General features: G+C 43.7%; 20 protein-coding genes and 2 pseudogenes. 11 read left to right on the top strand and 11 right to left on the bottom strand.

The features are described from left to right. Positions 1–40: 40 nt before the first annotated feature. Positions 41–2080, bottom strand: a complete 2040-nt coding sequence (locus tag QZW82_RS03015) for an AAA-like domain-containing protein (protein WP_293144365.1) — start codon at positions 2078–2080, stop codon at positions 41–43. A 390-nt stretch (positions 2081–2470) separates the two neighbouring features. On the opposite strand from QZW82_RS03015, the gene QZW82_RS03010 reads away from it, so the two are divergent. Beyond that, positions 2471–2608: a hypothetical protein gene (locus QZW82_RS03010; protein WP_293144362.1), complete on the top strand. Its 138-nt coding sequence runs from the start codon at positions 2471–2473 to the stop codon at positions 2606–2608. Positions 2609–2737: 129 nt separating this feature from the next. Further along, positions 2738–3736: an Npun_R2479 family HD domain-containing metalloprotein gene (locus QZW82_RS03005; protein WP_293144360.1), complete on the top strand. Its 999-nt coding sequence runs from the start codon at positions 2738–2740 to the stop codon at positions 3734–3736. Positions 3737–3955: 219 nt separating this feature from the next. Here QZW82_RS03005 and QZW82_RS03000 read toward each other — a convergent pair whose 3' ends face one another. The 3 genes from QZW82_RS03000 to QZW82_RS02990 form a co-directional block, all read right to left on the bottom strand. Further along, positions 3956–4639, bottom strand: a complete 684-nt coding sequence (locus tag QZW82_RS03000; RefSeq protein ID WP_293144358.1) for a hypothetical protein — start codon at positions 4637–4639, stop codon at positions 3956–3958. A gap of 149 nt (positions 4640–4788) precedes the next feature. After that, the gene (locus tag QZW82_RS02995) at positions 4789–6174 is read right to left on the bottom strand and encodes an ATP-binding protein (protein ID WP_293144594.1); all 1386 of its coding nucleotides are present in this window, start codon (positions 6172–6174) and stop codon (positions 4789–4791) included. A gap of 50 nt (positions 6175–6224) precedes the next feature. Beyond that, positions 6225–7412, bottom strand: coding sequence for a transposase (locus QZW82_RS02990; RefSeq protein ID WP_293144592.1), 1188 nt, complete (start codon positions 7410–7412; stop codon positions 6225–6227). 782 nt (positions 7413–8194) lie between these two features. On the opposite strand from QZW82_RS02990, the gene QZW82_RS02985 reads away from it, so the two are divergent. Then, positions 8195–8518: a DUF3155 domain-containing protein gene (locus tag QZW82_RS02985; protein ID WP_293144355.1), complete on the top strand. Its 324-nt coding sequence runs from the start codon at positions 8195–8197 to the stop codon at positions 8516–8518. 265 nt (positions 8519–8783) lie between these two features. Here the strand turns inward: QZW82_RS02985 and QZW82_RS02980 are convergent, their stop codons facing one another. Further along, complete coding sequence (locus QZW82_RS02980; RefSeq protein ID WP_293144348.1) at positions 8784–8954, bottom strand: hypothetical protein; 171 nt, start codon at positions 8952–8954, stop codon at positions 8784–8786. 26 nt (positions 8955–8980) lie between these two features. Then, positions 8981–9517 (bottom strand): cofactor assembly of complex C subunit B, encoded by a 537-nt coding sequence (locus tag QZW82_RS02975; RefSeq protein ID WP_293144345.1) that lies wholly within the window; start codon positions 9515–9517, stop codon positions 8981–8983. A gap of 170 nt (positions 9518–9687) precedes the next feature. Here QZW82_RS02975 and QZW82_RS02970 point away from each other — a divergent pair, with 170 nt between their 5' ends. Then, a complete protein-coding gene (locus tag QZW82_RS02970; protein WP_293144342.1) occupies positions 9688–10851 on the top strand; it encodes a transposase in 1164 nt (387 codons plus the stop codon). 333 nt (positions 10852–11184) lie between these two features. Here the strand turns inward: QZW82_RS02970 and QZW82_RS02965 are convergent, their stop codons facing one another. Continuing rightward, a complete protein-coding gene (locus tag QZW82_RS02965) occupies positions 11185–11577 on the bottom strand; it encodes a PadR family transcriptional regulator (protein WP_293144339.1) in 393 nt (130 codons plus the stop codon). A gap of 403 nt (positions 11578–11980) precedes the next feature. After that, positions 11981–12184 carry a DUF751 family protein gene (locus QZW82_RS02960; protein ID WP_293144336.1) on the bottom strand — a complete coding sequence of 68 codons (204 nt, stop codon included), beginning with the start codon at positions 12182–12184 and terminating at the stop codon, positions 11981–11983. 432 nt (positions 12185–12616) lie between these two features. Here QZW82_RS02960 and QZW82_RS02955 point away from each other — a divergent pair, with 432 nt between their 5' ends. Then, the gene (locus tag QZW82_RS02955) at positions 12617–13492 is read left to right on the top strand and encodes a DNA adenine methylase (RefSeq protein ID WP_293144329.1); all 876 of its coding nucleotides are present in this window, start codon (positions 12617–12619) and stop codon (positions 13490–13492) included. 674 nt (positions 13493–14166) lie between these two features. Here QZW82_RS02955 and QZW82_RS02950 read toward each other — a convergent pair. Together QZW82_RS02950 and QZW82_RS02945 are read right to left on the bottom strand one after the other, a co-directional pair. Beyond that, positions 14167–14520, bottom strand: a pseudogene (locus QZW82_RS02950) (IS4 family transposase); the annotation flags it as partial. A 321-nt stretch (positions 14521–14841) separates the two neighbouring features. After that, positions 14842–15870, bottom strand: a pseudogene (locus QZW82_RS02945) (IS4 family transposase); the annotation flags it as partial. 259 nt (positions 15871–16129) lie between these two features. On the opposite strand from QZW82_RS02945, the gene QZW82_RS02940 reads away from it, so the two are divergent. After that, positions 16130–17377 carry an ISL3 family transposase gene (locus QZW82_RS02940; protein WP_293144326.1) on the top strand — a complete coding sequence of 416 codons (1248 nt, stop codon included), beginning with the start codon at positions 16130–16132 and terminating at the stop codon, positions 17375–17377. Between the two features lie 80 nt (positions 17378–17457). Here the strand turns inward: QZW82_RS02940 and urtA are convergent, their stop codons facing one another. After that, on the bottom strand, positions 17458–20331 hold the full coding sequence (gene urtA, locus QZW82_RS02935) for an urea ABC transporter substrate-binding protein (RefSeq protein ID WP_293144323.1): 2874 nt from the start codon (positions 20329–20331) through the stop codon (positions 17458–17460). A 578-nt stretch (positions 20332–20909) separates the two neighbouring features. Between urtA and QZW82_RS02930 the strand changes: the two genes are divergently transcribed. The 5 genes from QZW82_RS02930 (at position 20910) to QZW82_RS02910 (ending at position 24242) form a co-directional block, all read left to right on the top strand. Then, entirely contained in the window at positions 20910–21116 is a 207-nt protein-coding gene (locus tag QZW82_RS02930; RefSeq protein WP_293144320.1) for a hypothetical protein, read from the top strand. Between the two features lie 652 nt (positions 21117–21768). After that, positions 21769–21951 carry a CsbD family protein gene (locus QZW82_RS02925; protein ID WP_293144317.1) on the top strand — a complete coding sequence of 61 codons (183 nt, stop codon included), beginning with the start codon at positions 21769–21771 and terminating at the stop codon, positions 21949–21951. Between the two features lie 78 nt (positions 21952–22029). Then, positions 22030–22473 (top strand): hypothetical protein, encoded by a 444-nt coding sequence (locus tag QZW82_RS02920; protein WP_293144314.1) that lies wholly within the window; start codon positions 22030–22032, stop codon positions 22471–22473. A 116-nt stretch (positions 22474–22589) separates the two neighbouring features. Beyond that, the gene (locus tag QZW82_RS02915) at positions 22590–23102 is read left to right on the top strand and encodes a hypothetical protein (RefSeq protein ID WP_293144311.1); all 513 of its coding nucleotides are present in this window, start codon (positions 22590–22592) and stop codon (positions 23100–23102) included. 360 nt (positions 23103–23462) lie between these two features. Further along, positions 23463–24242: a thioredoxin domain-containing protein gene (locus tag QZW82_RS02910; RefSeq protein WP_293144309.1), complete on the top strand. Its 780-nt coding sequence runs from the start codon at positions 23463–23465 to the stop codon at positions 24240–24242. Positions 24243–24362: the final 120 nt, after the last annotated feature.

The following is a 24362-nucleotide window of genomic DNA, read 5'->3' as shown; positions in this document are numbered from 1 at the left end:
TTTATTACCTCCCGCAAGAGTGTTGTAAGTTAGATTAATCTTAAATACATTTTAGTCGATCGCTAAAATATTGACGGTACAACTCAAAGCGCACAGTTACCTCATTTCCCCGCAACTGCACCAACCCCAAACTGTGCAACTTAAACGCCAGCACAGATTCTAACTCTACAGGTTCATTAGCTGCTACTACCCTGCTAAAAGCCGCTGCTAACTCCTGATGTTCTTGCAAATTCCACAAATGACGGCGCAAATGATCGCCGTAAATTCCTGCTTCGGTAGGAGCAAGTTCTAAAAGTCGATCTAAAGTTTCCTCTAAATCTTTTTGTTCTTTTGCAGAACCTGAAAATCGGCGATTGAAAAGAGCAAATTCTTGAGCAATGTGATATAAAGCTACCCGCACCAAATAGGGATGACCCCCCACAATATTCATCAATTTTTCCACCATATTTATTTGCCAATTCAGCCCGTGCCTTCTCGCTAAATCTGCCACTTGTTCGGCGCTAAACTCGGACAATTCTATGGGCAATCCCACATTGAAAGGTGATTGATTTACGTTCAGCGGAATGTAAACTTCTGTTGAATGCACCACTACCAAACGCAGTTTTGCCCACAGTTCGCTGTCGCTGTCGCCATATCCGGCTTCTTCGTACCAGGCCCTGAGCAGCCCAAAAAAATCATCGGCAATTGTAGGATACTGGAAAACGCGATCGACCTCATCCAATCCTAAGACCAGCGGTGCATTGTTTTCCGACAACAAAAAATCTTCAAAATAAGCCGTACAATTATCTTTGCTGCCGTAAGTATCCGTCCAATAATCGTCAATCTGGTGAGGCAAACGCAGCTTGCGCGTAATTTTGGTGCAGAACCACCTCAGCAGTGAATTGAGATTGGCAAATGACGCAGCATCTGCGTGTTGAAAACTCAGAGGAACAGTGCGATAGCCTTGTTCTTTTGCCTGATAAAGAATCCTCGCCATTAACGAAGTTTTGCCCATTTGTCTCGGTGCTTTAATCCTAATTAAAGTTCCCGGCTGCAAAAGTTCCTTGTAACACTGAGCTTCCCAGGGAACGCGATCGACATAAAAAGCCGAATCCAGCCTGACTTGTCCTTGGGGAATCTGCGGCTCTGCGGCGGGTGATGGAGGATTTGAAAGCGGCAGAGTCCGAGAAATGGTTACAGTCTGAGTCGCACTTTTAGGGAAAGAATGCTCTGCCGCCAGCAGGTTTAAATTAACTATAAATCCTGCGGATATGTCATCTTCTGTATCTGTTTGCGATGTACCTGCTGGCTGTACTGTGCTTTCCCCAGCGACTGTTTCTAACAGCATTTGGTTGATTTCTTGTAGGAGCAGTACCGTGTCAGCCGGTGATGTCCACTCCCGCTGCTGAGTATCGTTTATGTAGTTCCGCAAGTCGTGGTTTAGCCGTATGCTGGGAGGATAATTGACTCGAATTGGCAACACGGCAGGGGCCGGATTTTGCCGTCTGTAGCGCAATTCTTTGATTTTCCGCAATTCTTCCATAACTATTTCACTAACTGCCGTTTCTCCGGACAGCAACAATAAAAAATAGTCACACTGTTCTAATTGAAAGTCAACTTGAGAAAGCCAGTTTTTTGCTGATTCGCGATCGGGATAAACCGCCCCAATATTGGCAGCGAATACTTGGTGTCCCGTTGCATTTATGCCTTCGGCAAGCTCCAGTGCCAAACTCAGATCGGGTTCTTGGTTGCAATAGCTAATAAAAACTCGTTTTCCCTGATTTGTCCCATTCCTCGGTTCAGTCTGGGAAGGCTGTTTTAGATGTTCTGCCGATCGCATTTCCTGTCGCGCGATCGATCGAGCTATGGCTCCTCGCACGTTCTTTTTTGTAACTTTCTCTCCCAAGATACTTGACAGCTTCTGCCACAGCTTGTAACCTACATCTTTTTCGACATATTCCGGGTTTAATGGGTAAATCTGCTCATAGGTTTGTCCTTGCCAAGTCCCGATAAAAACCTGCCTTTCCAAATCGTTGAGGTGTTTGCCTGTTTTGAGGTGAACTGAGTTTTCTATAAATTCTAAAGCTTCTTGAATATTCATTTTTGTACTAACGTATTTCGATTGTATAGCCATCCTAAATGATTCATGAATATTTGTAGGGGTAGTGCCCCCGTGCCTACCCCTATCTATCGGGCAACCACGGGGGGTTTGCCCCTACAAGAGAATGACACAAATCATTTAGGATTGCTATAGATTGTAGATTTTAGATTTTAGATTTGGGAATCACTGATGGCGATCGGGCTTGGGAGCTTGCCTGCTGTAGGTTGGTTTTAGGAAAAAAATCCCACACTTCATTCATAGCAAGACTTTTTATAAATTGTATAACCTCCCGGGTCAACATTCAAGCCAGCAGCCGAGCTGAGGGCTTGCACGGCAAATTCCGAGTCGAGTTAGCTGCTCCTTTGCTTTCCTGAGGTTTTATGAGGTTTTATGAGGTATTGCCGTAGCTCCCCAATCAGCGGGAAATTGCTGAGGCGCAAAAACTGTCAAACTTATGAGCTTTTCTGGTTGCGATCGCCAATTGCGATCGGTGACAATAAAAACCAACAGCCAGTCGATCCATTTTAGATTTTAGATTTTAGATTTTAGATTTTAGATTGACTGCACAAATGACTTCTTGGAAAAAAAATACTCCTCTGACAAACTAATTGCAAATATGCAATAGTTCGCAATCACCCGCCATCAAGGTAACTACAAATGTTGAACCCCACCACAGTCATCATCAGTTCCTTAACTGAAAGCTTAAAAGCCGGATACCGAAACACTTACGGGAACATTAAATCTGACAGCGCCAGACTTATCGAACAGGTTGTCAGCCTAGCTTTAGAAAACATTGCCAGCAGCGACGCTCTTTATCACAACGTCGAACATACAGTTCTTGTCACCTTAGTAGGGCAAGAAATATTGCGCGGTAAATACCTCAGCGAAGGAAACATCTCCCCAGAAAATTGGCTAGAGGCGATCGTTTCTTGGCTGTGCCACGATATCGGTTACGTCAAAGGAATCTGCCCCCAAGATAGACAAAGCGAAAGATTGTATGCGACAGGCACTGACAGCAATACAATTTATCTAGAATCGGGTACAACTGATGCTAGCTTAACTCCCTATCATATAGACCGGGGTAAAATGTTCGTACAAGAACATTTTTTAGGTCACGATTTGATTGATTCAGAGGCTATTATACGCAATATTGAATTGACTCGCTTTCCCGTACCGAACGACGAAGAACACTCTTGTACTGGCAATTATCCCGGCTTAGTGCGGGCAGCAGATTTGCTCGGTCAACTCAGCGACCCCCGCTACTTGCAAAAAATACCGGCGCTGTTTTATGAATTTGAAGAAATAGGTAGTAATAAAAATCTAGGCTACCGCCATCCGGCAGATTTGCGATCGGGCTATCCCAAGTTTTTTTGGAATGTTGTCTATCCCTACATTCAAGAAGGATTGCAGCATTTGAAAATGACTGCCGGAGGTCAAGAAATAATTGCCAATCTTTACGGAAATGTGTTAACAGTAGAGAAAGAAATTGCCTCTCATGCTGCAACTTCGGCTCAAAAACCTTCTACGCAAAAGTTACTGACTGATACTCGCGGGTTTCAATTTCTGAATTTCCAGGGGTTTCGCGGATTGCCTGACAGTTTTAGCCAGAAGAATAAACAAAACATTAAAAGTTTGTTTGTAATTGGGAATCGGTAATGGGGCATGGGGCATGGGGCATTGGGAAGAAGGCCAAACAGGGCATTGGGAAGAAGGCCAAACAGGGCGAAGCGAAGCGGAGGGATGGGGCATTGGGCATTGGGCATTGCGGATTGGAATTGGTAATTAGTAATTGCTTCCAATGACTGTCAACTGCCAACTGCCAACTGTCAACTGTCAACTGTCAACTGTCAACTGTCAACTGTCAACTGTCAACTGTCAACTGTCAACTGTCAACTGACAAATTGCTTGATAACATACGTGCCAAAAATACATGGCCAAATTCAGAAGAGCTAATAACTTAGTGCCATCTTCTAACATGGCGTGTACTCCTAGACTACCAGTGTCTATAATATCCTCAAACCGCGAGATAGCAAATAAGAGAAATGCGGCAATTAAGGGCAGGTAAGGAGTGGTTTTGATGTATCGCCAAAATTTAATTCCGTAAAGGAAAACGCCAGTACCATAACACAAATAAATTAATTTCTTAGATATTCCCAACTGAGAAAGAATCAAAGTCATCCGAAACCTGTCATCCAAGAAAAAGACTCCCATCAGTAAAGCACTAAAAAAGAAGAATATTGCCGATCGACTGCGGGGGTCTTTTTGGCGCAGGACTCCGAATGTAAATGCACAAATTGCGACTGGGATGCACCAGAGGACTTCGGAAATTCCGGTTAGGAGGCCTTCGTAAGGGAACCAGGAATTAAAAGGATCGCTAAAGAGGCGTTCAACTCCGTCTCCCTGGTTGTTGAGTTTGGCGTATAGGCTCAGCCCGCCTAAAATCAGGACAGTCAGAGTGTTGAAAATAACTAAAAATGGTACAGTAAAAAAGTGTTTTTTGAGATTTTCTAAAAGATTTGAAAAGTTGGGAATTTTATCGAATAAAGGCAGATGCTTCATATGGTTTTTCCCAGGTATAGAGTTTGTGAGACTATTTTATATTTTAAATTTTAGATTGGCAATGATATCATGTCCGATCTATTGATCCCAATAAGTAAGGCTTGTAGTGCGGACTTCAGTCCGCTCAATATTGCGGACTTCAGTCCGCACTACAAACAGTTGTTCTCCTTCTTCACCGGCAGCCAAATGACGAATGTAGTGCCGCTATCCGTTGGATATAAATGAGCTGCACTAGATGGAAGCCATTCCGGATTTACTGGGGAAAATACTTGGATTTCTCCTTGCATTTGGCGGACTAAATCGCGGGCGATCGCCAAACCCAATCCTGTGCCGGGAATTTCTGTCTGGGCTTTTTCTCCCCGGTAGTGCCGCTCAAATAAATGCTCTAAATCCTGGGGGGGAATGCCGGAACCTGTGTCGCTGACTGCAACTGCTATGGCAGGTAAGGGGCGGTGGTTCGCTTCGTAGCTTACTTTAATATAAATTTGGCGGCCGGCGGGGGTATATTTCAAAGCATTGTCAATTAGGTTGCTCAAAACTTCGCGCAAAGCTCGATCGCTCGCCGAGACTGGTGGCAAATCCGCCGGAATGTCGGCTAACAATGACAGATGCCTTTCCGATGCGATCGCCTCGGCGGAAATTAACAGGGGTTTTAAGACGAATGTCACTACACAGGATTCGTCCAAATTGGCCACTGGTAACAGCGACAGAGGAGAATGCTGGATTAATTGGATATTGGAAGTTGCTGTTTCTGAAGTGCCTGATGGGAGTCTGAGATTTGCTTCGCCGGTATCTACTGTGCGATCGAACTGGCCGAGCAATTCAGAGAGCCTATCGCTCTCTCGGACAATACTAAAAGCCACATTGCGGTTTTTGTCTTCTGGTACCAGCCTGCGCGCTAACAGTTTGCCAAAAGTTCGCAACGCTGTCAGCGGACTCTTGAACTGGTGCAGCAAGTTGTGCATCGTGTCATAAACCTGAGCCTGGATTTGCCGGGAAGATCCCAATTCCTGATGCATCCACTGCGATCGCTGGTCTAAAATGCACGCTAGGGCCAAAGTGCGAGCAATTTGTTGGATCTGAGCCTCCTCTCGATCGTTCCAAGCCCTGTCTTCCCTACCGCTGACCAGGAGTCCCAGGACAGCGTCCTCGTGTATCAGAGGCGTCACTATTTGCCTCCGTTGCTGCCACACATTCCCCGGGCCTTGGCACTGATTGGAACTGTTTTCAAAACCGGGCAGTGGCTCGGGTGCGATCGCGCCCACGGTTGATGCTTCCACAGCCAAAGCCGGCGCAGCCAGCCGCCGCGGCATCGATTTCACTGTCGAGCTTGAAGCCGGTTCGAGCCTCAACTCTTGATTTTCTGGTTCGACTGAGGTTTCTGGGTAAACTGCGATCGGCACTAACTTTGCCTCGCTGCCTTCTACCAGCTCTTGTGTCAGGTATACTGCGCTGAATGTCGCGCCCAAACTGACGGCGATCGCCACCTGCGATCGACAAAGCTTGACAAATTCTGAACTGGCTGGCATTAACATGAGTGCCACATTAAGATCTTTTACGGAATTTTAAGTGAACTACCACACACTCACCCTATCGGGTAGAGTGTGGGCTTCCCTCTTCTTGGGCAACCGCCAAGGGCAGTAGTGGACTTGCGCCCATACTGTTTTGGTCTTACATTGCCTCCAAGGGCAGTAACGCTGGTTCCCAACGCCAATATCCGTAAGCCTTCATTTTTAATATTTACTGCTGCGTTAATATCTCGATCGTGCCGCTTAGAACAGTGGGGACAGTTAAATTCACGCACAGATAAATCCATTTTTGGCAACGACAGTAAAGTGTTTGAACACAGGTGAGACGAAGGGAAAAATCGACCTACTTCTAGATAGACTTTGCCTTCTGCTTCCGCTTTGTACTTTAACATCGTGCCAAACATTCCCCAGCCAGCATCAGCAATACTTTTAGCCAGATTATGATTTTTTACCATGTTCTTTACTGCCAGATTCTCGACAACAATAACTTGGTTTTCGTTAACTATCTTACGGGATAGTTTGTGTCGGAAATCGACCCGGACTCTAGCTATTTTTGCATGGACTTTGGCTACAGCACATTTCGCCTTGCGTCGTTTATTGGTAGTTTTATCTTTCTTTCTAGACAGTTTACGCTGCTTGCGTTTAAGGTTACATTCATACTTTTTGATGTGTCGAGGGTTCTGGTATTTAGACCCCTCGGAGGTAACACAGAAATCAATTAAGCCCAGGTCTAGACCGATAGCTTTTCCATCACCGTTAGTTACTGGACTTTCAGCACCATCATCCATCAATAGTGAGGCATAGTAACGACCATCAGGCATTTTAGATACCGTCACAGTCTTTAATGTACCAATACAATCGCGATGAATTTTAGCCTTAACCACTCCAAGATTGCCAGGGAATTTAATCTCACTATTACTCAGGATTTTGACATTCTGAGGGTATTGCATCGATTGTCTACCTTGGCGTTTTTTAAAGGTAGGGTAAGCCGCTCGACCATCAAAGAAATTGATAAAAGCTTGAGACAGGTTAAGTACAGAGGACTGGAGGCATTGAGAATAGCATTCTTTGAGCCATTCATGCTCAGTCTTCCAGACAGGAATCTGTTTCTTCATTGTCAAAGCCGATATGCCCTTCCCAGTCTCTTTATAGGTCTGAGACATCGTAGCCAGAGATTGATTCCAAACCCATCTTACACAGCCAAAGGCTCCAGCAAGCGTGACTTTGTTGTTTGATGGTTGGATAAATTCTGACTTTGACCGGCTTTAACATTTCAGACTTTTATCGCAGTTACTGGAATCATGATAACATAGAGACAATGGCAGAGCAAGGGATTTTGTTCGTCTCCTCATGCCCGTCCTCGCAACCGAAGATCTGCCGATTGTCGGTTTTGTCGGACGGGCAATCGTCGCCTCACGCGCATTCATCCCACGCTGACCCTATCGCGTACAGACGTGGGGCTTCTGCTGTTCCAGCTAAATTTCTAGTATCTGGGCTTTGATGGCAGGCCGATCGGTTCCCAGGATTCAGCTTTCACAAACACAATTGCTTTAAAGCCCCGCCTGCATAGCTTCCCCAGAGTCCCAAGCTTGGCTGCTGCCGGAAGTTGCGGCCCACTTTACCACAACCGCTGCACTTTTGTCGATCGGCACGAATGTTAAGATTATGTCGATATATTAAAAACAGTTGAAGTTTAGAGCTAGAACGGATATACTGGCCTCGGATTTGGTAGCTATCATTACCTAAAAATTGGATTAAAAGCCACGTCCGATCGGGACAGCTTTGATGATTGAATCATGTATTGTTGATTCGCCAGATGTAAAAATCCGGTCTCAACTCTATAATCCAAAAAATCTGAGATAGGTTGGGGCATCAACCTAGGATGCTCGGCAATATCAGACAAGCTGTGCTTGAGGAAAGCTGTTTGAATCCAAAATCCCCATGTCTTTATGGCTGGGGAGTATGTCAAAACCTGTCTGCTCATACTGTCTGCTCACACTGTCTGCTCACAGAGGAGGTAAAGAAATTGGCCAGGAGACGCAAGCGCAAAAGTCGCCGCCGACAAGAAGGACGCAGAATTTTAGAGTGTGTGCCTCAATATAGCATCGAGAGCGGCGAAGATAAACCCGTAACAGCGGCTCGCAAGTTCATCCATGCCGAAGGCATTGCTCCCCCAGCTTTACTCTTAGTCAAGCGTAACGAGCATACCACCGACAGATACTTCTGGGCTGAAAAAGGTTTGTTCGGAGCCCAATACGTAGAAGAGAACCATTTCTTGTTTCCCAGCTTAAAGGTGATGCTGGAAGCAACCGCAGAAAAAATTCCTGCGGTGTCCGCCAGTCGCGCATAGATCGAAATGTTTAGGTCAAAACATTGACAGCAATGTTTTTCTGGCTCTTTTAACAAAAGCGCGAGAGATCTCATTGTCTGGAGAGTGCCAACTGAAATTTACGCGAAAAATCCTTAGGAAGTTAAGGTATAAGGAGCCATCGCAACAGGATAGATCGTCACAGCGGGCGATCGGCACAATTGGCACTCTCAGGATAATGGTTTTTTTTGACTCTGCCCAACAAACTGATACCAGCCCGGAATCGAGTCGCGAACCACTCCCAATTTTAGACGAAAATTAAAGCTCCCAGATTCATCTGTAGAATAAATCTCAAATCTAAAATCTCACAATCTAAATATCGTTTGACCGTGCCGGTCGATCGAACTTTCGGGCCAACCAGACAACTGCCAGCAGCAATCCGTTTGTCGGCCCGAAGTCGAAGCACGGCATCTAGCATATCAAAAAACGTTCCGCACCAAACTTTTAATCTTGCAGCGGTTTCAAATTCAAAGCTTTTTGCATAGTTGCTAGTTCGTCGCGGTGAGCTCTGACAGTAACAAAGCTCTTAGTTGGGCTTTCCGAGTCAGCAACTGATTCAAGTTTGAGAAGGACTTGCTCGGAACGTCCGGCTTTTTTCCAATAAAATACTCCCGTCAAGGGCGACAGCAGTACCAAACCTAGGAAAAGTTGACCTTGCTGCGGTACTAGCATTCCCAAAACCAGTCCCAAGCAGAGAGCCCCGCCTGCACTCAACAGAGTTAAAAAGACAGCTAAAAACCAACTCGGCCGCACAAAACCCTCAAAAGTGACTTTATAGTTGGGGGCATCAACCGCTGCAACTCGGTAAGCCCTAGAAGCAAAATACTCTTGTAGCTGGGTTAACAGTGACTCTTGGGCGCTCTCGGAAGCAAGCTTGACCTGTTCGATGCGATCTTTGACTGAGGCCTTGATGAAGAAAAACAAGCCAACAGCCAACAGCAGCGTCATCACAAAGGTGGAAGAAAGAACAGTAGTATCCATCGGTAGAAGTTTGTGTAATTGAAATTATCTACTATTACTTTACAGAAGTTTAGCAAAAAATTGGGTCTAAAGCCTCGTCCTTTTAGGACGGCTTTAATTGCGAGTATAAAGATTGTTGAATCTATCATGCTTATAGCCACTATTGTCCGTAAGCGTGATAAAATCATTCCATGATTGTACTAGAGTTCAAGTTAAAAGGCAAGCCACAGCAATACCGGATCGTAGACGAAATGATCCGCACAGCTCAGTTTGTCCGAAACAAAGCTCTCAGATATTGGATCGACAATTCCAGAGTTAAACTATCGGATTTATACAAACAATGCGCCATCATGGCGAAAGAATTTGAATGGGCCGGAAAACTCAACTCAATGGCGCGTCAAGCTTCGGCTGAGCGTGCCATTTTTGCTATTCAACGTTTTTTCTCTAATTGCAAAGCTAAGAAACCAGGAAAAAAAGGGTACCCACAGTTCAAAAAAAACACTCACTCCGTAGAATACAAAACATCAGGATGGGCGCTTTCGGTCGATAAAAGATGTCTGACTTTCACGGACGGTTTTGCTGCGGGAACCTTCAGATTACTCGGTAGTCGAGATTTGCACTTCTATTCACCCAACGCAATCAAGCGAGTCAGGGTAATTCGTCGTGCTGACGGTTACTACGCTCAGTTCTGTATTAATGTAGAGCGAACAGAAGAAATAGTTCCTACGGGGAAAGCGATTGGTATAGATGTGGGGTTGAACCATTTCTACACCAATAGTACCGGAGAAACAGTTCCAAATCCTCGGCATCTCCGTAAGAGTGAAAAAGCTTTGAAGCGGTTGCAGAAACGAGTGTCTCGGAAAAAGAAAGCTTCGAGTAATCGTAAGAAAGCGATAAATAAGTTAGGTAGAAAGCACTTAAAAGTCAGTAGGCAGCGCAAAGACTTCGCTATTAAAACAGCGTTGTGCGTAGTGAAATCAAACGATTTCGTAGCCTACGAAAACCTTCAAGTCAGAAATATGGTGAAAAACCATAAGCTTGCTAAGTCTATTAGTGATGCAGGATGGTCGCAATTTCTCCAATGGTTGCAATATTTTGGGAAAGTGTACGGTAAAACAGTGGTTGCTGTTGCCCCTGGGTATACTTCCCAAGATTGTTCAAGTTGCGGCAATCGCGTTCAGAAATCGCTCTCAGTCAGAACTCATATTTGCCTGTGTGGTGCCGTGTTAGACCGCGACCACAATGCAGCTTTAAATATTCTGACCAAAGGATTGAGACAAGCAGGAATTAGTTCAAATACGGTGGGACACACCGGAATTAACGCTTGGAAACCGACCTCTACCCATTGGTGGTGACATCAAGAAAGCAAGTTGACTGATTGAACCAAGAATCCCCGTGCGTTCAAGCCCGGGAGTGTCAAAGAAGAAAACGATCGAGGACTTACGCAGACACTTTTCAACCCAAATTCTCGGCAAGCTTTCTAGCAATGCGTTTTTCTCCCCATCACCCAATTTCCATATCTCCCCATCATCCTTAATTCTCAAGTGACAATGCGTAAGTCCTGACGTAGTGAATCGCTACTCTAATCGCTGTGCGGCGGCGATGCTGGCAAAGCGAAGGCAATCGGACAATTCGCTTTGCTAGTAGCACCGCATCTCAAGGGTTTAGGCATCCGATTTCAACGCCTGCTAACCCGTGTGACCAGTTTCTAAGGCACGGGGACGACGGCCAGACGCGCCGTTTCCCTGACCGATGTACTCGTGCCACAGACGAGCCAGGTCTTGAGCTTGATGCCGCCACTCAGGGAGGATTTGATACATCCGGCGGGGGCGGCCGCGTCCTTCTACTTTTTTCCAGTAACCGGTAATGACGGCTTCATCTTCGAGAAATTTCAAAGCGCTGTAGAGGACGGTATCAGAAAGTCGGTAGATGGGAAATTCCCTTTCTAGTTGTCCGATGAGTTCTGTACCGTAGGAATCTCCGCGCAATAACACCGAGAGAATGTAGCACACTGCCAGTTCCTTGTTTAGATAAACAGGAGGTGGGTCTTGAAAAAATTGATAGATATGTTCAAATTTCATCTGTCTTGTCCGCTGGAAACTCTCGTGATACCGTCAGGTTAACGGGAGAGGAAAGCGGGGCGGGGTGTGCCGCTTCCTAAGGATTAAGTGGGAGTGGGGGAAACAGAGGTGCAGTATTTCCCCAGTTGTGTTGATAGCCGGAACTGTTGTGCTGCACTTCGGTAATGTTTGCTTGCGCCAAGGTTGAGGAGCGCTCACATAACTAGGGTAACTTTACTTCCTCTTCCAATCTATCGCAGCGACTATTGCCAATTGTGCGATCGCACGGAAGAGTTGCACTTATTTCGGGGGTTAGTGTTTCAACTCAAACTCAGAAGTCGCAACCCCCAAACCCTCTACGTTACTCGTTTGTGGGCTATGGTTTGTCAGAGTTCGCCGGCTTTTTCTGGCAGAAATTTTGCCTTTAAACCGGACTCAGACCTAACATGGCGCGCAGTGTAAAAGTTAGAAACACAAAAGTCGCTACAATCGAAGTAATCAGGGCGATCGCAGTTGCCGGTCGATCGAGCAGAGGTTTGAGTCGCTCGAACAGGAAAAAAAAGATTCCCAGACACACAGTAATCAAAAAACGAGGGTAGCGAGAGATGTTATTAATGAAATCTTGCATGAGCACCGGTGGGGTAAAGTGTTACAGCTCGATCTTTGACTGGTAACACTTGTGAGCGAGTTAGACAATTTTGGCACAGCCGGAGCTAAATCTGCCGATCGGGCGATCGGGCATTTTTCAAGGGCGATGCTAACATATATAATTCTAACGAAAAGTTTTGTGAGAGCGATCGGGTCTGAGTCTGTTCAATGCCGGAACGCGACCTCCGTTCAACAGTTGACCTGGGACAGTTGACCGGGGACAGTTTGAGAGCGACCTCTACCTATAAGTCCGAGGATTGGAGTAATGAATAGTCTGATTTTAATTTCTCCCTCAAAGCGTTCCGGCTTTCAACCAATTCTTTCTGGTAACGAATGAGAGAAGTATTTCTATTCAGTTGTAGTTGTGAGTTGTAGTTGTGATAAATATTATAGGGCTGTTATTTCTACCTAAATGTCTGCTGCCGCACCTTCTTTCGTCTTGCCGCGTCCATTTCTGAAATGGGCTGGAGGCAAAACAAGGTTGATTGGACAATATCAACCTTATTTTCCTAAAAAGTTCACCACTTACTACGAGCCTTTTTTGGGCGGCGGAGCCGTATTTTTTTACTTAGCACAACAGCACCCTTCTGTGCAAGTTGTGTTAACAGATATTAATCCTGAGTTGATTAATGCTTATCGCTGTGTCAGGGATAAAGTTGAGGATCTGATTGAGCTTTTGTTAGATCACGCTTCAGAGCACAGTAAGGACAATCAAGCCTATTATTACTCGGTGCGATCGCGATCCTACAACACAGATACAGAAAAAGCAGCACGGCTAATCTACCTCAATAAAACTTGTTACAACGGCCTGTACAGAGAAAACTCCAAAGGTGAATTTAATGTTCCCATAGGCAGATACAAAAATCCTAACATTTGTCAACCCGATTTATTGCGATCGGTCTCATCTCTACTCGCACCCGCTCAAATTGAAGTGAGAAAATTCGATCGAATTTTAGATTTTGCTACAAGCAGCAAAGACTTTGTTTATTTTGACCCACCTTATTATCCTATCAGTTCTACTAGCGATTTCACAGCTTACAGCCGCGAGAACTTCAAACAAGCCGAACAGATAAAGCTTAGAGATGTTTTTGCAGAACTTGCCCAACGGGGTGTCAAAATTATGCTGTCTAATTCTAACTGCGATTTCATCGAAAAAATATACAGCGATACTGAAGCTTTTAAAATAGCTCATGTCCCTAAGCAAATTGAAATATCAGCGTCTAGGGGAATTAACTCTAAGAGTTGCAAGCGCGGCAAAGTCAAGGAATTATTAATAAGTTCATTTTAACTAAACACCAAAATCCACTCTCTATCTAGTCGAAGTTGAGTTAGTAGGTGTAGGGTGCGCCACCACCGAAAATCCCTCAAGAAAAATTGATAATGTAACCGTTCCACACCTGTGATTGCACGGCCTGTGGAAACAAACCCATTTTTGGATAGCAATGCTTTTCGTCGATATCAACCACAAAAAGTTTAGAAACAGTGTCAAAAAATTGGCAAAAAAAAGGAATTATTACCTATTGACTTGTCTGGACTTTAGGTGGTATATTTTAGATAATGGAAGTGGTAAGTTTAATTTTAATTTTGCAACTATTCCCATTATTAAATTGTACCTCCAAAAAACTTCAGAGTCAAGCGGTTAACTCGAAAAAAAGGGCGATTTTTTTCACTTTAATAAAATTAAAATATTTGAATGCTGCGTTATCGTAAATAATAGCAGTTTCCCCAAAAAAAGCAACTGTAGGGAAGGGGAAAATGGCGATCGCGATCGGTAATGCCTGATTAGAGATGTTTGTTAGCCCAAGTAATGAAAGCTTGGAGCTTGTGAGCCCCCAAAAGATTTTGATTTTAGGGAATTTGCTTTTTAAACCAGTCGATCGAACCTTGCCCATTACTCACAAGTTAAGCTAAAAGCAGTGTTGTCAATGAGTAATCTTACTCATTTTTTTACCGAGATACCAATTAAAAGATGACTCCATTTGTTCCCTTATTATTGAAAAAAAATTGTTCGGGACTTCTTTGAGTTCCAGGGAAAGGAGAAATAATTAGCCTGACATGAGGTTTTCGCAGTCGCGATCGAATCCCTAAATCTTGATTTTTCTGGTCAGCAAAATACTTAACTAGGTCAAAAGCTAATCCTTTTTGATAGGCAACAGAAAAATGATACATTCCACGATAAATCATTTCTAATGAAACACGTTCAATTGGTACTCCTAATTCATCTGCAACAGCATCCCCTAAGTCTACCAAAACCGCATAAAATAGCCAGGTAGCCCAGATTTGGAGCTGGATTCTGTTGACAGAACCTGTCCATAAATCAATAGGGTTTACTTAACGCTTTTGATGAATTTCATCTGACGATTTTTGGATTATAAAGAGGTGAAGTAAATATTAAGAAGATTTTACCGCAGAGAACACAGAGAACACAGAGAGGGGGAGGGATAAAAGGTTTTTTACGACATCCAAAACCCTCGCAATACTCTTCCCTCTGCGCCAAAAGCGCCCCAATACGGTTCAAAACTCTTCTCTTGATGGAGTGGATTGTATTTCAATACGGTTTACTTAATGCTTTTGATGAATTTCATCTGACGATTTTCTGGCAATATAGCCATTTTGAGCAAGTCAGATTTTTCTTAAGTCAACTGTATTGCTCCATAAATAACTTAAATTTAGGAGTCTCTTTACTATACAAAAGGCGTCTTCAATTCGCCAGCGTCTTTGATATAAATCTGCCACTACATAGGGAGGCAATATTTCGGGTTCTCGGACACTCGTCAGATAAGAACGCCAGCCATTTTTTGAGCGAATTTGTACTAATCTTATAGTCAAAGCTGGTGTTTTTTTTGTCCCTGCACCTATCTGGATTATCTGGTCTTTGACATCATAAGTATTGGTTAATACCGCTTGACTTGATAAGATGCACCTTTCTTAATTTGAGTGATAAATCCAATTTCTTGCTCAATTAATTTTGACCAAAAAGCGAAGTGATAGAAGCCTCGATCCAGTAACAGCAAAGTTTTTGGCTTAACTGTTTTTAGTAAATCTTCTTCCCAATGGGTATCTGCTTGTTTCGGATTTGTCCAAAACCAAATTTCTTCGGGAAGATGAGTTACTAGGTCTATTATTACTCACATTTTTCCGGATAATTGACCAATTGGAACATCTGATAAACTTTCTAGTTTACGAAATAATGCTTCTAATGTTGAGCCGTCTGCTATCCAGATATTTTCAAAGTTTTTTAAAGCAAATTGTACGCTATCTGGTAATGGTCTCGACTTTCTCATTAACCATTTTTGTCGAAAATGAGGTAGTAATTCTTTAAATACTTTTTCAAACAAAATAGCTGGAAAAGTTAAAAATCTGAGTGATAATGCTTGTTGGCTAATTTCTGGTGGCTGACACCATAAAAAGCCTTCTCTCTTTAATAATCTGGTTAATTCTGTTACTCCTGCTACGTCTCGCCATAATAAACTTAATACGGAGGCTATCATTAATGGGTAGTGTTAAAATTCTATCTCTTAAATTTAGTTGGCGATAAAAAGTTTTTTGGGCTGCCATTGCTGGAATTAATAAATCTTCCAGGTAATTCGCGATCGCTTCGTTTTCTACTTGAGGACGATTTTTTTTCTTTGCACGATCTCGGTTGATGCGTTTTTTGCTACTCATAAACTGGTTCAATTATGGCTCAACTGCTTACCCGGTCAAGGTTTCATCCTATTTTACCTCTTACAAGTCTACCCCATTGACAATTTGCACTTTTTATGGTTCTTCATTACTTACTATGCTAAATCAATAGTTAAAGCCGTTAAATTAATTCAACAAATATGTCAAAATGTAAATCAAGTCCTTGTCAGGCTTGACATTCAAGCTAATTTGATTGTTAAATATAAATAGTCACAATAGTTTTTGGGAGCGAATTATAGTCATGACGACAAAAAAGAGTACTAAAGTTTTGACGGAGCTACTGAATATACAAGGAATTAAAGTAACTAAAATGAATCAAGTACCAGGAATTGGAATAATATTACAGGTGGAGTCAATCCATAAAGAAAGTTATTGTCATCATTGCGGGACAAAAAGTAATAGATTGCATCAAAACCATCGATACGTAGTAAAAGATTTATCATGGGCCGAAAAGCAAGTATTCTTAGAAATAAACAGACGACAGTTTAAATGTAAAAAATGTGGCAAACCATTTAGCGAAAAATTGGATTTTGTAAATAACCGAAGAACTTATACAAAACGACTAGCAGATACAATTATCAAGTCTGTCTTATCAAGTGACATCAATAGTGTAGCAAAACAAGGAGTAGTAACAACAGAAGAAATAGAAAGAATGTTGTTAGATGCCTCACGAGAATTATCGTCAAAACCATCAGACTTAAAAAAACTAGGAATTGATGAAATAGCGTTAACTAAAGGTCAAGGAAATTACTGTGCGGTATTGACAGATTTATCAATATCTGAATTAATCACGATTATCAAAGGAAGAACACAAGAAGATATCGAACCAGTCCTTAATTCATGGGGCTTAGAGGTTTTAGAACAAATAGAAGAAGTAAGTATAGATTTATGGAAAGGTTACAAAACCTTAGTACAAAAACTCATGCCAAATGCTCAAGTAGTAGCGGACAGATTTCATGTAATGGCACAAGTTAATAATGAATTAGATAAAGAAAGAAAGCGTGAAAGAAGGGAAGTAATAGATTTAAGTAAAAAAACTAAATCACCTCAAAAAATAGCAGAATACAAAGAAATATTAGAAGGAATAAATGACAGCAAATATGCGTTACTAAAGAATGAAGAGAGTTTGAAAGACAAGCAAAGGAACAAATTAATATCAGTTAAAAAAGTGTGTCCTCAGCTCGCAATAATGCATAAATTAAAAGAAAAATTCCGACAAATATTTGAAAATACAAAGACTAATTGGTTGAGGGCATTGTTGAGAATTGGGATCTGGCAGCAAAGAGCAAAAAAATATTTTGGTTCCACTGTAAATACTATTACCAATTGGCTAGATGAGATAATTGCTTACTTTGATAATAGGACAACAAGTGGTGTTGTTGAGGGTATAAATAACAAGCTTAAATTAATAAAACGTTCGGCATATGGCTTTAGAAATTTTGAAAATTACAAAAATAGATGTTTGCTTACTTGGCATTTTAATTGTTAGTTTAGCATACCAAGTAAGGAAGAACCCTTTTTATTAACTTGTCACAAATGGTCAACAGTCAACAGTCAACCGTCAACAGACTACTTTTGCGGGCGCTGATATTTACTCAATAAATCAGCAAAGCGTTTGTAATCCAAAGGCTTCCTCAAATACTCCGCTGCTCCCAATTCCAAACCATGATTTTGATCGTCCAAAAAAGTCAACATAATCACCGGAATATTAGCTAAATCCGGATCGGCTTTCAACGCCGACAGCACCGCCCAGCCGTCCATACTCGGCATCATCACGTCTAGAGTAATCGCATCGGGTAGCGACTCCTTAGCTAACTTAAGCCCTTCCTCACCGCTAGCTGACGAGAGTACCCGAAATCCTTGTTTTGACAAGCAGCGGGCGATCAAATCCCGCGAGTCTGGATCGTCGTCAATTACTAGCACAGTAGCAGCATCAGGAAGTTCCAGCGTTTGCGATCGCACTTCTTGTTGACTTGTTTCTTCCGGTGCTGCCTCCTTCTCCGCTTCTTTCTCGATTTTAATCGCCATCGGCAAGCGAATCGTAAAAGTAGAACCGCAATCAAACTCGCTCTCAACCGTAATATCCCCGCCCATCATCTGGCAAAACTTACGGCTAATAGTCAGCCCCAAGCCCGTGCCACCGTACCTGCGAGTAGTGGAATCGTCCGCTTGTGAAAAAGCTCCAAACAGCCTCGAAATCTGATCGTCAGTCATGCCGATGCCCGTATCGGTGACTTGAAACACGATCGAATATCTGTGAAACTCAGAGCCAATATCCGAGAGATCCTCGGAATTCTCCACAGGCAAAACTTCCCATTCTTCCTTCCAAACATTAAGTGTAATTTTGCCTCGATCGGTAAACTTAGCAGCATTGCTCGCCAAATTCAACAGCGCTTGTCGCAGCTTCGCCGAATCAGCGTGGATCGTACCAATATCGCGATCGCAATTGACACTCAAAGTATTGCCATTTTTCGCCATCAGCGGTTGAACCGTAGTCACAACCTGATCGACTAAATTCAAGACATCAACAGTCTCCAGGAAAAGAGTCATCTTTCCTGCTTCTATTTTAGAAATATCCAAGATGTCACTAATAATGTTCAGCAACTGCTTGCCTGCCATATTAATGCTTGCCAAATCCATCACAAACTCTTCTTCCCCGAGTTCCAGAGCCTCTTCTTGCAGCAGCTCGCTGTAGCCGATAATCGCATTCAGGGGCGTCCGCAATTCGTGAGTCATATTTGCCAAAAAAGTGCTTTTCGCGCGGTTAGCAGCTTCCGCAGCGTTCTTAGCAACTTCCAATTCACTCGATCGCTCTTCTAGCTGTCGTTGCCGCACCTCCAAACCTTTGAGCAAACTGCTAATTTGCTGAGCCATTGTATTGAGAGTAGAAGATAGCACTCCGATCGCATCATTAGACACCACAGGCGATCGAGCAGTCAAATCACCGCTCGCAATCTGTTGGGCAGTTTCCCGGAGCAAACCCAAATTCCGAATAATCGCCGACACCGACACACAAGCAACTATACCTGCGATCGAACTCAAAACCAAAGCCCCCACCAGCCAACTCTGAGTGCGGCTCGCCACAGCCATAGTTTGCTCGGCCAGCACCGCCATTGTTGCCTCCACAGCCCCCCCTGGAGCTGATGTCGCCTGTATCGCCAGCAAAGAGTTCTTCATCTCCAAAGAACCCATCCACCCGACTCCCACCGCCATCCAAGTAATCAGTACCATGATGACAAACAGCCCGAGCAAAGAAGCCCTAGTTCCCACAGAAATCTGCTTCGGACTTAGTGCCGCCGCCCAAGGGTAGCTTTTGAGAAAAGGATCCGGCTGTACAGGTGCCCCGGAATTCCAAATCTCCTCAATTTGACCGTCCGATCGCACCTGACCAATCCGCACTGTTTTCCAAGTATGCTGGGTTTGAGCATCTATTTTTACCATGCCCGAAGGCGCTGCAAACTCAATATTTTTAGCAGCCGCCCTGACTTTAATTACATCTATCGAACCAGCTTTTTCTACTGCTTCCTTCCACAGATAAACCCCCAAATAAGCCGCTTCGATTGGGTCATCCGTGACACGATTTTCCCCATATCTCGCTTTATAATCCTTAACAAATTTCTGATTTTCCGCCGTATCAACAGTTTGAAAATAGTTCCAAACCACCCAATGTCCGGCAATATTAGATGGCCCTATCGCCCGTATTTCCTCTTCTGCGACGCTAACCGACATCACCGGCAAATCCTCCGGTTTCAAACCAGCTTCCCGCAGTTGATGGAAAAAAGCCACATTGCTGTCGCCGTTAAGAGTGTTGAGAATCGCATCCGGTTTCACTGCTAAAATATGTGCGATCGCCTCGTCCACCTCCCTCGAACCCAGTGGCAGATACACTTCCCCCGCCAACTCTCCTCCGAGTGCCGCCAGTTGAGCTTTCACAATCAAATTTGCCGTCCGGGGAAAAATATAATCAGAACCCAACAGGAAAATTTTCCGCTTCCCCTGAGCCAGCAAGTAATTCACCCCAGGTACAATCTGTTGGTTCGGCGCCGCACCAGTGTAGAAAATATTCGGACACTGTTCTAGCCCTTCGTACTGTACCGGATAAAACAGCAACCCATTGCCGTACTCAAAAGCCGGCAGTACCGCCTTGCGACTAGCCGAAGTCCAACAACCAAATACCACCGCCACCTGCGATTCTTGGAGCAATTGCTTAGCTTTTTGAGCAAAAGTCTGCAAATCGCTAGCTCCATCTGCTATCACCGCTTCCAAGGGGCGTCCGAGTACCCCTCCCGCCGCATTAATTTCCTCAACAGCCAGCAGCGTCGCATCTTTTACAGAAATTTCGCTGATGGACATAGTTCCCGTCAGCGAATGCAACACGCCTATTTTGATCGGCTCACAAGCTGGGCCGGCTGCTTCGAGGGGGTTACTGCTCCTTGCTCCCATAGGGTTTTAGATACTTTTTACTAATAACAGAAATTTTAGTTCAATCCTGCGGGAAGTTAGTCCGGAGGCTAACTCAGGTTTAGCAGATTATTTCACCCGATCGCCACACAACTTAACAATTGCTGCATCCTGTTGATTTTAACGGTCAAACCTTCCTGCATTGACTTACATTCTGCACTAACCTGTCACCGATTTTTATCTCAATCTGTGACGGAGGTCTAAGCAGCCTCATCAAACAAACGGTAGAACCCACTTGTGCAATGCCGCAGAACAATTATCCCTCTCTTACCTCTTACACTCTCCCCAACTCATTCACCGCCTAGCTGCGTGCGAGTCACCAACTAACTGCACCTACTCATGCACTATTCTCCTTCCCATATCTTGCTTCCGGGAGATATAACTCTCCGTAGATTGCTTTTACTATAATACTCAAACCTAAAAACTAACCCACTCTTCCCCCAGCCCTATCACCCTTCAGGCAGAGGGAACTCTACGTGCTTTACCTTAGGATCTAGCTAAGGTCAACTTTGAATTAGCCTTGTTGAAAATATGTTTAGCATAAATTAGGGTGAAAACTAATGAATGAAGAAAACCCGATCCATACTGTAGTAAGTGGCCGCGAAGTTACATTACCAAAATCAAGGGAAAAATTGCTTGGTGAGGAAACAGAAAAAGCCCTCGGCCAGCAGAAACAAGAAAAGGCTCAAACTAAGCGCGCTGTCGAACAGTTAAAAGAAGAACTTCAGCACAAAATAGATGAAGAATGTCATCACAAGTCAAAATAAAATCAATAACGTTTTTTAGGTGTGGGTAAGATGAGGTCTTGCCCACACTCTATTTTTGGAGTTATTGGGCATTGGCCAAACAGGGCATTGGGCATTGGGCATGGGGCATTAGTTGTTAGTTGTTAGTCATTGGTCATTGGTCATTAGTTATTAGTTATTAGTTGTTAGTTATTAGTTGTTATAGCGGTTCTCAAAAAAGTGATGTATGCCCTATGCCCTATGCCCTATGCCCATGAGTACCTCATGTTTCTGAGAAAGACTATAGTTATTAGTTGTTAGTCATTGGTTGTTAGCGATCGAGAAGAATAAAAAAAGAAGAATTAAACATAAATTTAGAATTTGAAAGTATTTTTGGTTGAACAAAGCAGTCCTGAGCGCATGGGTGGCTGTACACCGAGTTTTTTCTGCGAAACACTTTGTTGCAGCTAACAGCTTAGATCGCAAAACGGTAACGATGAAAGTCCCTGTCTATCCTCGACTCAACAATAACTTTTCCTTATTCCCTATTCCTGACCTCCGTTAAATTAGTCAAACCTCTTCCCTTAGACTTCTTCCTTGTTTCTTCCTACAGGTAGAGTGCAGCCCAGCTCATTGTTACCTATGATGAATTTAAGTAAAAAACGTCAAATTAGATACAAATAAGGAGAAACCAATGAGCATTAACGATAGAGCAAAGGCAACTGGCAAAAACATCGAAGGCGCTGCTCAAGAAGCCATCGGCAATGTTACTGGCGACCCCAAGGATAAAGCTGAAGGCAAAATGAAGCAAAAACAAGCTGAAGCTAGCCACACAGTCGAAGATGTCAAAGATGAGATCAAAAAGAAAATAGACTGAGCCTAATACTAATTAAGAGGGTCGAAAAACCTGACCCTCTTAATTCTTCAAATTGTTTTCAGAACGGAGGAAAAAAAGGTGAGTTTATTGCAGCAGAGTCGCAAAATGATTGCGGGTTTACTCTTGGTTCTAATGCTGGCTGTTACTACTGCCTGCGCCCCCAGCGTTTCCGCCCAAAAACCGACTAACGTACCTGTAGCAATTGGTGGCAGTCAGGGCTATTACGCGCAGCTAGAACGCGGGAATACCGTCGCAGGTCAAGATTTTGGTCAATGGGTAACAAAGACGGCTAAGGGTCTGGTTCAGGATGCTTACGTGCGCGACAATAACAAATTGGGAGTTGTAATCACCCCGCAAGTCCGCCCTACTGAAGTAAAAGATTTGGCGAAATCTTTAGCCCAAGGTTTTCACCGCAATTTCCCAAATCAGGATTTAAGTGTTTTGGTTTATGCTCCTGACAAAAAACTGATTTTGACGGCAAAGTATGACCAGCAATTAAATCAGATTGAATACAAGTCTTGACCTGGTTTAAAAGCGGAATTTATAGCAGCGCGACGCTTTAATCTTCCGCAGTTTTTTGAATGCGAAGCAATCTCAATTTGAGACTGAACTGTTGTTTAGTTGGGGAAATAATTACCATGAGTAGCAGCGATAATTACAAGCGACAAATCATGAGCGATTTGGCTCAGGGCGATCGCGAAATGATGCCTGAGACAACGGGTGAAGAGTACGAAAATTTTGACGATTTTGCTCAGAGAACTTCCCCGGATCAGCGCAAACAATTATTCGGGCGTTCTTTGAATCACGACTCTCTCCCGCCGGCACAGTTGGAACCGGAATTGCAAAAGGCGATCGCCCAAATCAAGCCAAACGAACGCGACGACGTGGCACGGGAGTTCTTCAAGCAGTTGGATAAGAGAGGATTGAAGGATCGCCAGTTGGAAAAGCAGCTAGGACTTTCTACCCACCACGCTAGCCGCATGACTGCTGATGATGTTAGCAAGCTGGCTTCGTTTACCTATCACAATCACCCGGATATTTTCCGAGAAGTGTTGGCACAACAGCCTAGTTTGATGAAGTTTTTGGGGAATCCAGTGGTTGCGGGTATTTTGGGAATAGTTGCTGCTAAATGGCTCAGCAATCGCAAATAATTGAGGTAGGACTGAAGTCCTCACTACGAACCTTGTTGATGCGGTTGTTCCACAATAATTTAAGAAGGACTGAAGTCCTCACTACGAACCTTTTTGAGTGTTTGTAGTGAGGACTTCAGTCCTCCTCATTTGAGGAGGACTGAAGTCCGAACGATCAAACCTTTTTGATTGTGTTTGTAGTGAGGACTTTAGTCCTTAAATTGAGGAAGGACTGAAGTCCGAACGATCAAACCTTTTCGATCGCCAATTACTAATTATTGCTCGTATCTAAAAATAACTGCACAGCACTAAACTGCGGTACACCTGACACTCCGCAAAATTAAATGTAGGATTAAGTGTTGCTGTAAACCAGGAAAAAAGATGAACATATCCACTATTTGGCGAAAATTCCGCAGCCAGCAAGCCTTCTGCTTGGCTGCACTGCTTGCGGGTTGCCTTGTATTTATCGGTTGTTCCCCCGCCCAGTCAGCGGCTGGCAATTCAGTCGATCCCAAGTTGAAAGAGCAAGTCTTGCAGGTGATCCGGGAAAATCCGCAAGCAATTTTAGATTCGGTACAAGCGTACCAGCAAGAACAGCAGCAGTCTCTCAAAGCGGCGCAGGAGTCATTTTTTCAGGAGATGAAAACAAATCCCAAATCGGCGATCGGGGATTCTCCTAGCACGGGTTCGGCTTCCCAGCAGATTGTACTTTTAGAATTCTCTGACTTTCAATGTCCGTTTTGCGCGCGCGCTCACGATACCGTCAAGCAGTTTATGGCAAAACACCAGGACAAAGTTACTTTAGCCTACAAGCATTTTCCATTGCCTTCACATCCTCAAGCGTTGCCAGCAGCTAAAGCAGCTTGGGCGGCTCAACAACAGGGTAAGTTTTGGGAATATTACAGCGCTTTGTTTGAAGGGCAGAAAAAGTTAGGTGAGGAATTGTACGGATCGATCGCCCAAAAGCTCAATCTAAAATTAGATAAATTCAACACCGATCGCAACAGCCCCGCCGCCGAGGCCGCCATTCAGAAAGACGTGCAACTCGCTCAAAAACTGGGCATTGGAGGTACTCCATTCTTTGTCATGAACGGCCAAACTTTCTCAGGTGCGCTGGAGCTTTCTGAGATGGAAAAGATTCTCGCCAGTGTCTCCAAATAACAAGGTAAAAGATACGACAAACTTAGTTTTTCTGTCTTTTTCACTTTTTCGTTGCAATTTCAATTTGGAGTCGTTAAAGATGCATTCCCAGACTAAAGTCTGGGAACAATCAAAATTTAA

Origin of the sequence: Microcoleus sp. bin48.metabat.b7b8b9.023, from assembly GCF_013299185.1 — a bacterium.
GTDB lineage: Bacteria > Cyanobacteriota > Cyanobacteriia > Cyanobacteriales > Microcoleaceae > Microcoleus.
This window is presented reverse-complemented; position numbering and strand designations above follow the sequence as displayed.